This window comes from Arthrobacter sp. STN4 (genome assembly GCF_024539665.1).
In the GTDB taxonomy this organism is placed as follows: domain Bacteria; phylum Actinomycetota; class Actinomycetes; order Actinomycetales; family Micrococcaceae; genus Specibacter.
On sequence record NZ_JAKZGX010000001.1, the window covers coordinates 410,270 to 423,741 of the forward strand.

The window sequence follows — 13,472 nt, forward strand, 5'->3', positions numbered from 1 at the left end:
GATTTGTTCGTAAAAACCGTAAAATTGGCGGGCCATCCGGCGGCTCGGCGGTGAGGGCCGCAGGGCCGAAAACCGGCCGGGCCACGTGTAGCGTACCGTGAAATCCCTGGGCGTTCTCAGTAGGCCAGTGCCCTGGACAGGCTGAGGGCCAGTAACTTGACCAGTTCCTTCGACCTGGCTTCATCGGGGTCGGCCAGGTGCTGCATGCTGATGCCGTCGATTCCCGAGATGAAGAGCCGGGTGACCTGGTCCAGGTTGGACGGAATCGGCTCGACGGCGGCCACGGCGGCATCGGTGAACAGCGCCATGGTGGAGCTGATCCAGCCGTTGTACATCGACTGGTTCATGGCCAGGGCCTGCGGCTGGCCGTCGTCGTCGACCCGGAAGCGGCGCAGCAACAGCTCAAAAGTGGTGACCTGCTCGTGGGGGTTCTGGACCATGCGGTCCCAAACACGCAGGGCATGCGCTTCCATGACGTGCGCCAGCCCGGCCGTGGAGGCTGGCACGGGCGGAAGTGCCATCGCGTAGTCACGGCTGAGGTAGTTGTAGACCTCCTGCAGCAACTCGTCCTTGTTGCGAAAGCAGTAGTGCAGCGATGCAAGCGGGGCATTGGCCTCCGCCGCAATGCGGCGCGTCGTGGCCGCCGCAACACCATGGTTGGCTATCACCCGCGCGGCCGAGCGGACAAACTCGCTGCGCCGGTCGTCGGCTGAAATGCGCGCCATGCTTTCCCCTTCCCAGCCGGCCGGTCCGGCAACGGCGATTCCGCTGCGCGGCCAGATCCCTGCAGCGTAGCCGGGACAGTGCCCGGACAGTGTTGCAGGTCTCTCCAAATCTCTGCCCTCAGGCTATACAAAAAATAATACGCCCAGATCTAGTCAATTGACCAAGTCATCTGACATACTCTTAGAAAGTTAGCTGGATCACAGAGAGGTGATTGCGTGTCGACACCATGGGAATCCCCAAGCCAGACCCCTGACCTGGTCCTGTTTGGCGGTACCGTCCTGACCGGGGAACTGCCGGCCGGCCCGGATCGTGCTGCGCAGGTCCACGGTGCCTCTGCCCTGGCCATAACCGGGGGAGTGGTCACGGCCGTGGGCGGGGACGGACTCCGTCACCTCGCCGGGCCGGCCACACGCCTGGTGGACCTGCGCGGCGGCACAGTGCTTCCAGGCATCAACGATGCACACCTTCATTTGGTGGGCACTGCCATGACGCTCTTTGGCCATGTCAAGATCGGTGCAGCAGCCGCGGCCAACTGGGACCAGGTTGTCAGCATCCTGGGCAACAGCCCGGTTCCACCTGACGGGTGGATCCGTGCCCACGGATGGGATTCAGCGACCCTCGGGCCTGGTGGGGCGCAGGCCCTGGCGCAATGCCGCCAGGACGTTCCAGTGGTCGCCTTTGACCAGACGGGACACCAGCTGCTCGCCAACGCGGCCGCCCTGCGCCGGGCCGGCATCACGGACGCCACCCACGATCCTGACGGCGGAGTGATTGAACGCCATGCCGACGGTTCGCCCACCGGCTTGCTGCAGGACGGGGCGGCCGTCCTGATGAACTCCGTACTGCCGGATGTGCCAGGCACTGTCCTGCACTCGGCACTGCTGAAAACGCAGGCCCTCCTTCACGCCCGGGGCATCACGTCGCTGACAGAGCCCGGCTTGGGGCCCGGAAGTCCTGGACTGTTCGACGGTTCGGGCACCACCGGAGCCCTCGAGCTGCTTGGCGACATGGCCGCTGCCGATGAGCTAAGTCTCCGGGTTGCCGTCCTGATGCTCTTCGCGGGGACGGGCGGGGTGAGCGCGGCCGCCGTAAGGCGAGGCCTTTCCTCGGGGCTTGCCGGCACCTATCTGAGCCGGGGAATCGACCCGCGGCGACTCGCGGTCGCCGGCGTCAAGGTTTTCTCCGACGGCATCCCGCGCAGCAACACCGCCTGGATGCATGAACCGTACGGCGCCAAATGCACACACGGCCACCTCGTCGTCGCCGGGGACACTGACGAGGAGCGGGTCGCCGAGCTGGGCAGGATTTTGGCGCTGATTGACGACGCCGGGCTCCAGGCCGGCATCCATGCCACCGGCGACGCCGCGACCGAAACCGCGGTTGAACTCCTGTCAGGCCTCGCGCCGGGCCGGGGCCCGGAACGCCGGCACTACATCATCCACGGAGCCTTCAGCGGAAACGAAACCTTGCACACCATGGCAAGACGGGGCATCGGCTACAGCACCAACCCCTTGATCCGTGCCACGGCGGGGGACCTGATGCGCGGCGTCATGGGGGAAGAGCGTTTTGCCCGGCATCAGCCGCTGCGCTCGGCCCTCTCCGCCGGAGCCGCCGTGAACCTTGCCTCCGATTCCCCCGTCACGTCCACGGACTGGCGCCGGACAATCATCGCCGCCGTCCGGAGGGCCACCCCAAGCCGGGCGGGCGCGGCCAATGACCCTGAACGCATCACTTCCCTCGAGGCACTGGCAGCCATGACGTCGCTGCCAGCCTGGCAGGACCATGCCGAAACGTACAAGGGCACACTCCGCCCCGGCATGGTGGCAGACCTTTGCGTCCTCGACGGGCCCTGGCCCGACGAGAACAGGATCGAGGAACTCATGGAGCGCCAAGTGGTGCTCACCGCCGTCGGCGGACAAATCGTCCATGACCTGTCCGGCTGGCCGGCATAGGCCTTCCCAACATCACTTTGCAGCACCACCACTGGCATTCCCACCACTTCAAGGAGCACCATGAAACTACGATTCCCCTTCGCACTCGCCGGGCTGCTTGCCCTGGCCCTGGCCGGGTGCGGCTCACCGTCAAACGCCTCCGGCCCGGACAGCAACGGCATGACCACGTTGAAGGTCGGCACCATCGGACTGAGCTCCGACGCAGCCCTGAAGATCGGCATCGACAAGGGCTTTTTCAAGGCCGAAAAGCTCACCATCGAGGATTCCACGATAGCCAACCCACCGGCTGGCATCGCGGCCGCCCAGAGCGGGCAGCTGGACCTGGCGTATTCGCCGTCGATCCCGCTGCTGAACGCCCTCAGCCAGCATGTCCCCTTGAAGGTCGTCGCCGCCGCCGACGGGTACGCTCCGGCCGACCAGCAGCCGCCCAACCTGGCCGAGGTCGATGACACCGGCCTGTTTGTGGCCAAGGGCAGCCCCATTACCAGTCCCAAGGACCTGGTCGGCAAGACGATCGCCGTCCCCGCGCGCAAGGCACAGCTGGAGGTCACCATCTCCAAAGTCATCAAGGACGCCGGCGGCGACCCGTCCACCGTGAAGTGGACCGTGCTGGACTTCTCCTCGGCGCTGCAGTCCCTGAACTCGGGACGCGTGGATGCGGCCGGCCTCGTCTCGCCGTTCACCGGAAAGGCCCAGTCGGCCGGGGACGTGAGGCTGTCATCGCCCGGCGTCGCCTTCTTCAAGGAGGGTGCCGTGGGCCTTTATGTCTCGGGTGCAAGCACAACGACAAAGGAAACCGCAGCCTTGCAAGCCTTTGCGCGCGGCATCAACAAGGCCAACGCCTACTGCAACGCCCACCTGGCCGAGTGCCAGCAGGTCGGCGCAAATCTGACGAAGGTTCCGCTGTCGGACATCCAAAGCGGCGCCCACACCTTCTGGCCGACCTCCGTCAGCATCACGGACATCCAGCGGGTCAATACGCAACTTGCCCAGCTGGGGTACCTGGGTGCCCCGGTAAACCTCGACGGCGTCCTGTTCAAATAGTCAGCACCGCTTCCCTTGCTAAGGACAACACCATGAAGCCACACCAGTTGGGACGGGGAGCACTTGGGCTCCTTGGTTCGATCGTGCTCTGGCAGCTGATCGCCGGCACGCACTTGGCCGGGGCCGCGCTCCCGTCGCCGCTCGCCACGTTCGCAGCACTAGGTGCCGACGTCTCCGGCGGCGCGTTCTGGTCCGCCGTCGGACAGACGGTTGGCGTGGCCCTGCTCGGCCTGATCGCCTCCGCCGTCGCCGGCATCGTGCTCGGCGTCCTGGTCGGCAGTTTTCCCGCGGCCCGCTACTCCACATTGGCGCTGCTGGAATTTCTCAAGCCGGTGCCGCCGATCGTCATCCTTCCGTTGGTGGTGCTCATTCTGGGCCCCACGGCAAAGATGGCCTGGCTGCTCACGTTCTTTGGCTGCCTCATCCCGATCATCACGCAGACCATGGCCGGTGTCCACGACACCGACCCGGTGGCGCGCGACACGGCCCGTTCCTACGGGCTGGGCCGCGTCGAGATCCTGTGGCGCGTCGTGCTGCCCAGTGCGATGCCGTTCATCGGCACCGCCCTGCGGGTGGCCGCACCGGTGGCCCTGATTGTTGCCGTCGTCGCCGGACTGCTGGGAGGTGGACCGGGGCTGGGCAAGAACCTCTACGTGGCACAGTCCGCCGGCGACTATGCGTCCCTGTACGCCTACGTGCTGGTTTTGGGCATTTTGGGCCTGCTCTTCATCGGGCTGTCCCGCCTCGGCGAACGCCGCCTGCTGCACTGGCACCCCTCCTACCGTGAAGAGATGGTGTGACCATGCGCAAGACCTTGTACCTGGTGCTTGGCATCGGCACTCCGGTGATCCTCATCCTGGCCTGGTTCGCCGTATCCGCCGGTTCCACGGATACCTTTTTCCCGCCGCTGAGCTACATCCTGGAACGGTTTCAGGCCCTGTGGTTGTTCGCCCATTTTCAGTCGGACATCCTGGTCAGCCTGCTGAACCTCGTCATCGGCTTCGCCCTGGCGAGCGTCATCGGGGTCGGACTGGGATTCGTGCTGGCCATGCTGCCGAAGGTCGGGGAATATCTTGACCCGGTCATCCACTTCTTCCGCAGCATTCCCCCGGTGGCGCTTGTGCCGATTTTCGTCGCCCTGATCGGCTTCGGCGTGGAGATGCGAGTCACCAGCATTGCAATGGCTGCCGTTTTTCCGACCTTGATCGCGACGGTGGACGGCTTGCGCGGCGTGGATTCAACGCTCAAGGATGTCAGCGCCGTCTACCGCCTCAGCACGCGGGAAAAGGTCCTGGGCGTCTACCTGCCCGCGGCCGGTCCGCACATTGCCTCCGGCATGCAGGTCAGCCTGCAGACCGCCTTCGTCGTCATGATCGCCAGCGAAATGCTCGGGCCCGCCCAGGGCATCGGGGCCATGACACTCCTGGCCCAGCAAAGCTTCATGATTGCGGACATGTGGTCCGGGATCCTGCTGCTGGGCGTCATCGGATTTGCCGCCAACATGATCTTCGAATTGGGCCGGCGCCGCCTGCTGGCTTGGTATATCGGTTCACGACAACTCGCAAAGGCCTCATGATGCTTTCAGCCTTACCCTCTTCCGTCCGCACCAGCCCGGCACAGACGTGTGCCCCCGACCAAGGAAAAGCCATGTCCCACGAAGCAGCCACGACAGCGAAACGGCCGGCGGCCTTGCCGCGCCTGGACGTGAAGTCCCTGGCCAAGTCCTACGGCACCGGCAGCAAGGCCAAGGTCATCATCGAGGACCTGACCTTTACCGTGGAAACCGGCGAGGTTGTCTGCATCGTCGGCCCTTCCGGCGTCGGCAAGACCACCCTGCTCAAATGCCTGGCCGGCCTGCAGGCCGCCACCAGCGGCAGCGCGGCCATTGACGGCAGGGTCATTGACGGGCCGCCGCGGGAAATGGCGCTGGTCTTCCAGGACTACAACCGTTCCCTCATGCCATGGCTGACGGTGCGCAAGAACCTGCTGCTGCCGCTGCGGCATCTGAAGCTGCCGGCCGCCGAGCTGCGGGAACGCTGCGACAGCGCCCTGGAAGCTGTGGGCCTTACACATGCTGAGCACCAGTATCCGTGGCAGCTTTCCGGCGGCATGCAGCAGCGTGTGGCCATCGCCCGTGCCCTGGCCTACCGCCCCGAGATCCTGGTCATGGACGAACCCTTCGCCTCCGTGGACGCACAGACCCGCTTTGACCTTGAAGACCTGTGCCTGAAAATCCGCGACGACTTCAACATGACAATCCTCGTGGTGACACACGACATCGACGAGGCGGTTTACCTCTCCGACAGGGTGGTGGTCCTTGGTTCCAAGCCCGCGCGCGTGCTCAAAACCATCGACCTGGAGCTGCCCAGGCCCCGGGACCAGATCACCACCCGCTCCCTGCCCGGGTTTGCCCAGCAGCGCACCGAGGTGCTGTCCCTGATCAAGAGGCCGGCATGAGCCAGGCTTCAGGCGCAGGGCGCCGACCCAACGTCGTCGTCTTCATTGCCGACCAGCTCCGGGCCGACCACCTCGGCTTTGCCGGCAATCCGGTGGTCAAGACCCCCCACCTTGACCGCCTCGCTGCGGCGAGCGTGGTCTTCACCGAGGCCACCGTGGCCAACCCCACCTGCATGCCCAACAGGGCCAGCCTGTTGACCGGCCGTTGGCCTTCGGCACACGGCACACGCTGCAACGGCATCACGATGGATCCGAATGCCAGCACCATGGTGCGGAACATGGCCCTGGATGGCTACAACACGGCCGCCGTCGGCAAGCTGCACCACCAAAACATGGGGTGGCCGTTCGAGGACGACCAACGGGCGGAGATCGAGGCGACCGACCCGCTGCTGCTGAGCCTGAACCATCGCGATGCCGCCGAGTTTGACCGGGAACCGGGCTGGGACAGGTGGGAAAACCGGTCCGACCATGAGGCCGGCTTCCTGCAGCTGCCCAAGGATTACTACGGCTACCAGCACGTGGACCTGGTGGTGGGCCACGGCGACAATCCCGGCGGGCACTACCGCCACTGGGCCGCCGGGCGTGGTTGGGACCCGCGCCGGCTGGGCGGCGCCGGCAACGCCGTGACGGTGTACCCGGGCTGGGAACAGGTGTATGAAACGGCCGTCCCCGTCGAAGCGCACCCGAGCAGCTATGTGGCGGACAAGGCCATCGAACGCATCGGGGCCCTGGCCGGGGAGGACGAGCCCTTCTTCCTGTTTGTGTCGTTTCCCGACCCGCACCACCCCTTCTCACCGCCGGCAGGGTATGCGGACCTCTACAGTCCGGAGGACATCCCGCTGCCAGCGGGCTTCCACCAGGACCACAGCAAGTCGCCCGAACACATCAGGGCACTTATCGACCACCGGGGAACTCCGGGCAGCGATTCAACCATGACGTGGTCCGTGACCGAGGACCAGTACCGGCATGCGGCCGCGGCCCAGTATGGCTTGATCACGCTCATGGACGAGCAGATCGGCCGGGTGCTGGGCGCCCTTAGCGCACAGGGGCTCGACGACGACACGGTCGTCCTGTTCACGAGCGACCACGGTGACCTTCTGGGAGATCACGGGCTGATGCTCAAACACTTCACCCACTACCGGGCAGTGACCAACGTCCCCCTGACCATCCGGGTTCCCGGCACGGCACCGCGCTCCACCGCCGCACTTGTCAGCACCGCCGACCTGGCGCCGACCCTGCTGGAGCTGACCGGGACGGCGGCGTTCCGCGGACTTCAGGGACAGTCCTTGGTGCCGCTGCTGGAGGGCAGCGTGGACGCCGTCCGTGAGGCATTGATCATTGAGGAGGACCAGCCATTCGGGCTGCCGGGGCTTCCGGCGCCGGTGCGCATCCGCTCGGTCCTGACGCGGCGCGCGCGCCTGACCCGGTACTTCGGGACGGCCGCCGCCACCGAGCTCTACGACCTCCTGTCCGACCCGGACGAGCTGGACAACCTGGCCGACGACACCGGCCACGCCCAGCTTTTGGGCCAGCTGACGGAGCTGATGCTGGAGGAAACGATGGCCCTGGGCGTCATGGGGACCAGGCCGACGGCGTCGGCCTGAGCGTGCAAACCAGGTGTGGTCCTCAGCGTGGCGGAGCCGAAAATGCGCAAGGGCGGCACGGCGCAGGCCGTGCCGCCCGGGGCAGTTGTGCCGCTCAGTCTTCCAGATCCGGGGCACCGCCGTAGCCGATGCCGAGGTAGACGTCGGGACGCGACGTCTTTAGCCGCAGGCCCCAGAGCAGTCCTGCGACGCCGGGCACCACCACGATCGCCGGGAGGATGACGGAAAGCGGGGAGAACCCGGTGGAGCCGATCAGCACGTTGAAATTGACCACGATCAGCACAAACACGGTGCCCAGCGTGAGGGCCGACAGGGCAGGTGCGACGAGCCGGGTCCATGTGGAGTATTCGCCCCTGTGCTTGCGGAAGTATCCGATGACGGACACCGAGATCATCACGAGCAGCAGCACCAGGCCGAACGCGCCGGTGTTCGTCAGCCACGTGAAGAACGTCAGCACGGGGTAGAGCGGACCAAGGTCGGAACCGGTGCCGGCGATCGCAAAGATGGCCAGCAGGACCAGCGCCAGTGCGGACTGGGTCAGGGAGCCGGCCACGGGGGCGTGGCGGGAGTTGACCCGGGCGAGTGCGCGCGGGATCACGCGCTCACGCCCGAGCGAGAACGTGTAGCGGGCCACGGCGTTGTGGAAGGCGATGAGGGCGGCCAGCAGGCTGGTCACGAACAGGACCTGGGCAATGTCCGAGACGATGACCGCGCCATGGGCCGTGAGGAAGTTGAAGAGCAGGTCCGGGCCCTGCTTCTGGGATTCGCCGATGATGTGGCTTGGCCCGGTGCCGATCACCATGGCCCACGAGGACACGGCGTAGAACACCGAGATGACGCCGACGGCGATGTAGGTGGCCCGTGCGATCGAGCGTTTCGGGTCCTTTGCCTCCTCGCTGTAGATGGCAGCCGACTCGAAGCCCATGAAGGCGGCCATGCTGAACGACAGGGCGGCGCCGATGCTGGCCGTGAACAGGTCCGACGGCGCCAGGCCGGCGCCGCTGACACCTTCGGGACTGACGGCGAAGGAGATCACGTCAAAGACGATGACCGCCAGGAATTCGCCGGCCACCAGCACGCCGATCACCTTGGCTGAGAGGTCCACCTTGTTCACGCCGAGCCAGCCGACGATCACGAAGCCGACAAGCGCGGCCGCCCACCAGGGAAGGTTGGTGCCGAGCTTGCCGTTGATGAAGGACGCAAGGGCGAAGCCGAACAGGCCATAGATGCCCACCTGCATGGCGTTGTAGGAGACCAGTGCCACCCATGACGCGCCAACGCCCGTGGCACGGCCCAGCCCTTGGGAAATGTAGGCGTAAAACGCCCCGGCGTTGCGGATGTGCGAACTCATGGCTGCATAGCCGACGGCGAACAGTGCCAGGCAGACGCCCAGCAAAACGAAGGACAGCGGGACGCCGAGGTTGGCACTGACCGCAAAGTTGCTCGGCACCCCGCCCCCAATCACCGTCAGCGGGGCAGAGGCGGCGATGATCATGAAGACGAGTGCGGGCACACCGAGCGTGCGCTTGCTCAGCCCCGTGCCGGGCCCCTTGCCGGCGACGGTGCCGGTGGGGGGAAGTGTTCGTTCGTGTGACATTAAAACCTCCAGTGGGAGAATAAAGATATCTCGAGTGTGTCAGTTGTCACAGGCACCCGTTTGTTGTTCACGGCATTGCGCTTGACTTCCCGTGCAGGGTTGTTCGGCACGCACGCCTCGCCGGGGAATGCCGGCTGCAATGGCCCGGGGCAGGCCAAGGGACCGCAGCCACAGTGTGCCTGCGGTCCCGTCGCTGGGGTGGTCCGGAGCTTGTGCCTAGCCGTTGATGACCTGGGGGACGCCGAGGGCCTTGAGGCCTTCAACGCCGAATTCGAGGCCGTAGCCGGACTGCTTGGCGCCGCCGAAGGGGATGCGGGGGTCCACGGCGCCGTGCTTGTTGATCCACACGGTGCCGGACTGGATGCGTGCGGCGACCTCGCGGGCCGCGTCCAGGTCCGCGGACCAGACGGAGGCGCCCAGGCCCACGTCCAGGGCGTTGGCCATGGACACGGCGTCGTCGATGGTGTCGTAGCGGATGATCGGCAGTGCGGGGCCGAACTGTTCCTGGGCCACGAGCGGGTTGTCGTTGTCGATGTCGGCCACGAGCGTGGTCGGGTAGAAGTAGCCGGGCTGGTCGGGGTCGGGGTTGCCCCCGAGCAGCACACGGGCGCCGGAGTCCTTGGCGGCCTGGACCAGGGCGCTGACGATGTCGAACTGGGCCTTGTTCTGCAGGGGCCCGAGCACGTTGGCCTCGTCCAGGCCCACGCCCATGGGCATGGCCGCGGCGACGTCGGTCAGGGCCTGGCAGAGGTCGTCGTAGATGTCGGTGTGGACGTAGAGGCGCTTGAGCGCGGCGCAGGTCTGGCCGGTGTTGATGAACGCGCCCCAGAACAGGTCCTCGGCGATGGCCTTGGGGTCCGCGTCGGGGAGCACGATCCCGGCGTCGTTGCCGCCCAGTTCCAGGGTGAGGCGCTTGATGGTGTCGGCGGAGGAGCGGATGATGGCCTTGCCCGTGGCGGTGGAGCCGGTGAACATGACCTTGCCGACGGCGGGGTGTTCGGCCAGGCGGGCGCCGACGTCGCGGCCGCCGGAGATGACGTGCAGGACGTCTGTGGGCAGTTCGGCGTTGATCACCCGGGCCAGGGCGAGCACGCTCAGGGGCGTGTATTCGGAGGGCTTGACCACCACGGTGTTGCCCATGCGCAGGGCCGGGGCGATTTGCCAGACGGTGATCATCATGGGCCAGTTCCACGGCCCGATCGCGCCGACGACGCCGATGGGGCGGTAGTGGATCTGTGCGTGTGTTTCGCCGTCGTCCACGACGGTCTCGGCCTCCAGCGCGGTGGCGGCGGTGGCGCGCAGCCACGCGGCGCAGGCGCCGACCTCGAAGCGGGCGTTGGGGCCGTTGAGGGGCTTGCCCTGCTCACGGGAGAGCAGCCGGGCGAGTTCCTCGGCGTGGCGTTCGACGGCGTCGGCCGCCTTGAGCAGCGCGGCGCTGCGCGCCTCGTGGCCCAGGGCCGCCCAGGCCGGCTGCGCGGCCGCGGCCGCCGCAACGGCCCGGTCCAGGTCCGCCACGGTGTGGACCGGGGCCTGGCCCACGGCCTCGCCCGTGGCCGGGTCCAGGATGGTGCGGGTCTCGCCGCCGGCCGGTGCAATGGCGGTCAGGATGTCGGTTTGCGTTTCCATGAATGCTCCACTTCGAGTCTGGGGCCCAGGGGCGGCGGGGCCGTGCCGTGTCATCCCCAGTCTCGCCCGGGCCGCCGGGGAAGTCTTGTCTATGCGTGAACGCCGGTTGACCGTGGGCGAACAAGCCGGCCGTGGCGGCCCGTCCCGGCCGGCAGGCCCCGGGGGTGCCTACGCCGCGACGGGGGCTGCGCGCCGGTAGCTGCTGGGCGGCTCTCCAAAGGCGGCACGGAAAATGCGGCTGAAGTGCGCCGCGTCCACGAAACCCCAGCGGGCCGCGATGGCGCTGACCGAACGGTGCCCCTGGAGGGGGTCGCGCAGTTCGCGCCGGCAGTTTTCCAGCCGTCGCGTGCGGATCCACTGCGCCACCGTGGTGCCCGCTTCCTGGAACACATTGTGCAGGTGGCGGGTGGAGATGAAGTGCGCGGCCGCAATGCCGGCGGGGGACAGGAGGGGGTCGCCGAGGTTGGCCTCGATGAACCGGCGGATCCGTCCCAGCAGTTCCTCGTGCGGGTTGCCGGCGCCCCCGGGGCGGCGGTCCAGCTCCGCGGCGAGCAGGGTGCCCAGCAGGTCAATGGTGTTGTGGGCCAGCCGGTGGCCGCTGGGGCCGGAGAGGATGTCCAGGTTGTCCGCGAGCTCCGTCATGAAGGGGCTGATCATCCGCCCGAGCCCCTCGTCGCCGGCCATGCGCACGGCCGTGAGCGTGCCGACGGCACCGGACGGCAGGTCGAGGATGTCGTGCGGGAACATGAGCACCAGGGTGCGGAAGTCGGATTCGAAAGCGAGCGTGTAGGGGCGGTGGGTGTCGTAGACGGCCAGGTCGCCGGGGCGCAGCACCGCCTCGCGCCGGTCCTGGACGAGGATCCCCGTGCCGGAAAGCTGCAGGTTGAGCTTGTAGTACAGCCTGTCCGTGCTGGCGATGAGCGACGGCGTGCGGTGGACGCTGTGCCCGGAGGCCGTGACCTCGACGATGGCCAGCTCATCCAGCAGCCTCGAGCGCAGCTGTCCGCGGAAGTGGCCGGGGTCCCCGGAACGGACATGCAGCGGAACAAACGATTCCGAGACGAGGTCGTGCCAGGCGGCGAAGGAATCGGCGACGGCGGTTTGGACGGCGTCGGCGGTGTCGAGGGCGGAATTCATGGGAGTCCTTGGTGGCAGGTAGTGCTTGTCATCATGGTACGGGTCCATGTGGCCCCTGTCACTTATTTTCGACATCGGGCGAAAAACCTTTCGCCGGCCGGCCGGTCAACCAGTCGCGTCGGGTATCGGCATTTCTTGGACGGCGCCGGTGGCGGGGTCCGTGTGCGAGCCGTCACTTATGGCGGCTTTGACCCTTCACAACCGCCGTAAGTGACGGGTCGGATGCTGCCTGATCGCATTCGGCGGGCCCGCGTCGGCGCTCAGGTGAACTGCGCCACGAAGCGGCGCTGCCAGGGGGTCTCCACCGCCCGCCGGTTGTAGTGGGCCCGGACATAGGCGACGGCGTCGGCTGCGGGCAGGCCGTCCAGCACGGCCAGGCAGGCCAGCGCCGTCCCGGTGCGGCCCTGCCCTCCCAGGCAGGCAACCTCCACCCGCTCCGATGCTGCGCGGTCCCACGCCTCATGCAGGGCATCGACGGTCCCGGCGCGGTCCGTGGGCAGCCAAAGGTCATGCCAGCGCAGCCACCGGCTCTCCCAGGCGACCTGCGGGGGCCGGTGTCCCAAGAGGTAGAGCGCAAAATCCGGTTGGAGGCCATCCGGGAGGGGCCGCAACAGGGACCGGCCCCGGACAAGCCGGCCCGAGGGAAGCCGCAGCACGCCCATGCCGTGCTCGTCCCAGCTGCCGCTCACGCGCGCAGGAGCAGCAGGTAGGCGTCCAGGGCCTCGCTCAATTGGGCCGGCAGGTGCTCCCCGGGGGACATGGCTGCGACGATCTGCGCCCCCAGCAGCATGCTCATGAGCTGGTTGACGATGTCCTCGTCGCCGGCCGCGGCGGTGACCTCGCCGCGGCCCCGCGCCTGGTGCAGGTGTTTTTCCATGGTGGCGCGCCACTGGTTCATGGAGGTTTCGTGCAGCTGTGCCTTGGCGGGGTCGGTGAGGGCCTTTTGCCAGAACGGGATGACGATGCGGGCCTCGTTGATGCGGTCCTCGTCCAGGGGCAGCACTTCCTGGCAGAAGGCACGCAGCGCCTCAAGCCCCACCTTGCCGGCCGAGGTGCCGGCAATGCGTTCATTGGTGCGGTTGAAGACGTGGCCAAAGGCGAAGGTGAGCAGCGCGTCCTTGGTCGGGAAGTAGGGCTTGAGTGCCCCGTTGGCAAAGCCGGCCTCCAGCGCCACTTCCCGCATGGTGGCGCCCTCGATGCCGTGCCGGGCAATGATCCGCCAGGTGGCGTCGACCAGCTCAAGCCGGCGTTGGTCGTGGTCGACGATCTTGGGCACTGGAGTTCTCCTGGCGGGCGGTTGCGGCAAACAAAACGGGGCTGGCCCCTTGT

Annotated in this window: 12 protein-coding genes; 6 read left to right on the forward strand and 6 right to left on the reverse strand. The window is 67.1% G+C overall.

Annotation, left to right across the window (positions count from 1 at the left end; genetic code table 11):
- Window positions 1-116: 116 nt before the first annotated feature.
- Window positions 117-725 (reverse strand): TetR/AcrR family transcriptional regulator, encoded by a 609-nt coding sequence (locus tag MMF96_RS01940; RefSeq protein WP_256882356.1) that lies wholly within the window; start codon window positions 723-725, stop codon window positions 117-119.
- A gap of 216 nt (window positions 726-941) precedes the next feature.
- Between MMF96_RS01940 and MMF96_RS01945 the strand changes: the two genes are divergently transcribed.
- The 6 genes from MMF96_RS01945 to MMF96_RS01970 all read left to right on the forward strand — a co-directional run bounded on the left by MMF96_RS01945 (window position 942) and on the right by MMF96_RS01970 (window position 7,783).
- Window positions 942-2,678, forward strand: a complete 1,737-nt coding sequence (locus MMF96_RS01945; RefSeq protein ID WP_256882357.1) for an amidohydrolase family protein — start codon at window positions 942-944, stop codon at window positions 2,676-2,678.
- Window positions 2,679-2,738: 60 nt separating this feature from the next.
- Entirely contained in the window at window positions 2,739-3,722 is a 984-nt protein-coding gene (locus MMF96_RS01950) for an ABC transporter substrate-binding protein (protein WP_256882358.1), read from the forward strand.
- 32 nt (window positions 3,723-3,754) lie between these two features.
- Window positions 3,755-4,522: an ABC transporter permease gene (locus MMF96_RS01955; protein ID WP_256882359.1), complete on the forward strand. Its 768-nt coding sequence runs from the start codon at window positions 3,755-3,757 to the stop codon at window positions 4,520-4,522.
- A gap of 2 nt (window positions 4,523-4,524) precedes the next feature.
- Window positions 4,525-5,298 carry an ABC transporter permease gene (locus MMF96_RS01960; RefSeq protein WP_176616948.1) on the forward strand — a complete coding sequence of 258 codons (774 nt, stop codon included), beginning with the start codon at window positions 4,525-4,527 and terminating at the stop codon, window positions 5,296-5,298.
- A 71-nt stretch (window positions 5,299-5,369) separates the two neighbouring features.
- Window positions 5,370-6,179 carry an ABC transporter ATP-binding protein gene (locus MMF96_RS01965; protein WP_256882360.1) on the forward strand — a complete coding sequence of 270 codons (810 nt, stop codon included), beginning with the start codon at window positions 5,370-5,372 and terminating at the stop codon, window positions 6,177-6,179.
- Entirely contained in the window at window positions 6,176-7,783 is a 1,608-nt protein-coding gene (locus MMF96_RS01970) for a sulfatase (protein ID WP_256882361.1), read from the forward strand. The genes MMF96_RS01965 and MMF96_RS01970 overlap by 4 nt, the downstream gene beginning before the upstream one ends.
- 94 nt (window positions 7,784-7,877) lie before the next feature.
- Here MMF96_RS01970 and MMF96_RS01975 read toward each other — a convergent pair whose 3' ends face one another.
- The 5 genes from MMF96_RS01975 to MMF96_RS01995 form a co-directional block, all read right to left on the reverse strand.
- Window positions 7,878-9,380 carry an APC family permease gene (locus tag MMF96_RS01975; protein WP_256882362.1) on the reverse strand — a complete coding sequence of 501 codons (1,503 nt, stop codon included), beginning with the start codon at window positions 9,378-9,380 and terminating at the stop codon, window positions 7,878-7,880.
- A 216-nt stretch (window positions 9,381-9,596) separates the two neighbouring features.
- Complete coding sequence (locus tag MMF96_RS01980) at window positions 9,597-11,006, reverse strand: aldehyde dehydrogenase family protein (protein ID WP_256882363.1); 1,410 nt, start codon at window positions 11,004-11,006, stop codon at window positions 9,597-9,599.
- A gap of 168 nt (window positions 11,007-11,174) precedes the next feature.
- Window positions 11,175-12,143, reverse strand: a complete 969-nt coding sequence (locus tag MMF96_RS01985; RefSeq protein WP_256882364.1) for a helix-turn-helix domain-containing protein — start codon at window positions 12,141-12,143, stop codon at window positions 11,175-11,177.
- A 260-nt stretch (window positions 12,144-12,403) separates the two neighbouring features.
- On the reverse strand, window positions 12,404-12,832 hold the full coding sequence (locus tag MMF96_RS01990) for a protein-tyrosine phosphatase family protein (RefSeq protein ID WP_256882365.1): 429 nt from the start codon (window positions 12,830-12,832) through the stop codon (window positions 12,404-12,406).
- Window positions 12,829-13,419, reverse strand: a complete 591-nt coding sequence (locus tag MMF96_RS01995; RefSeq protein WP_176616942.1) for a TetR/AcrR family transcriptional regulator — start codon at window positions 13,417-13,419, stop codon at window positions 12,829-12,831. Before MMF96_RS01995 ends, MMF96_RS01990 begins: the two co-directional genes overlap by 4 nt.
- Between the last annotated feature and the right edge of the window lie 53 nt (window positions 13,420-13,472).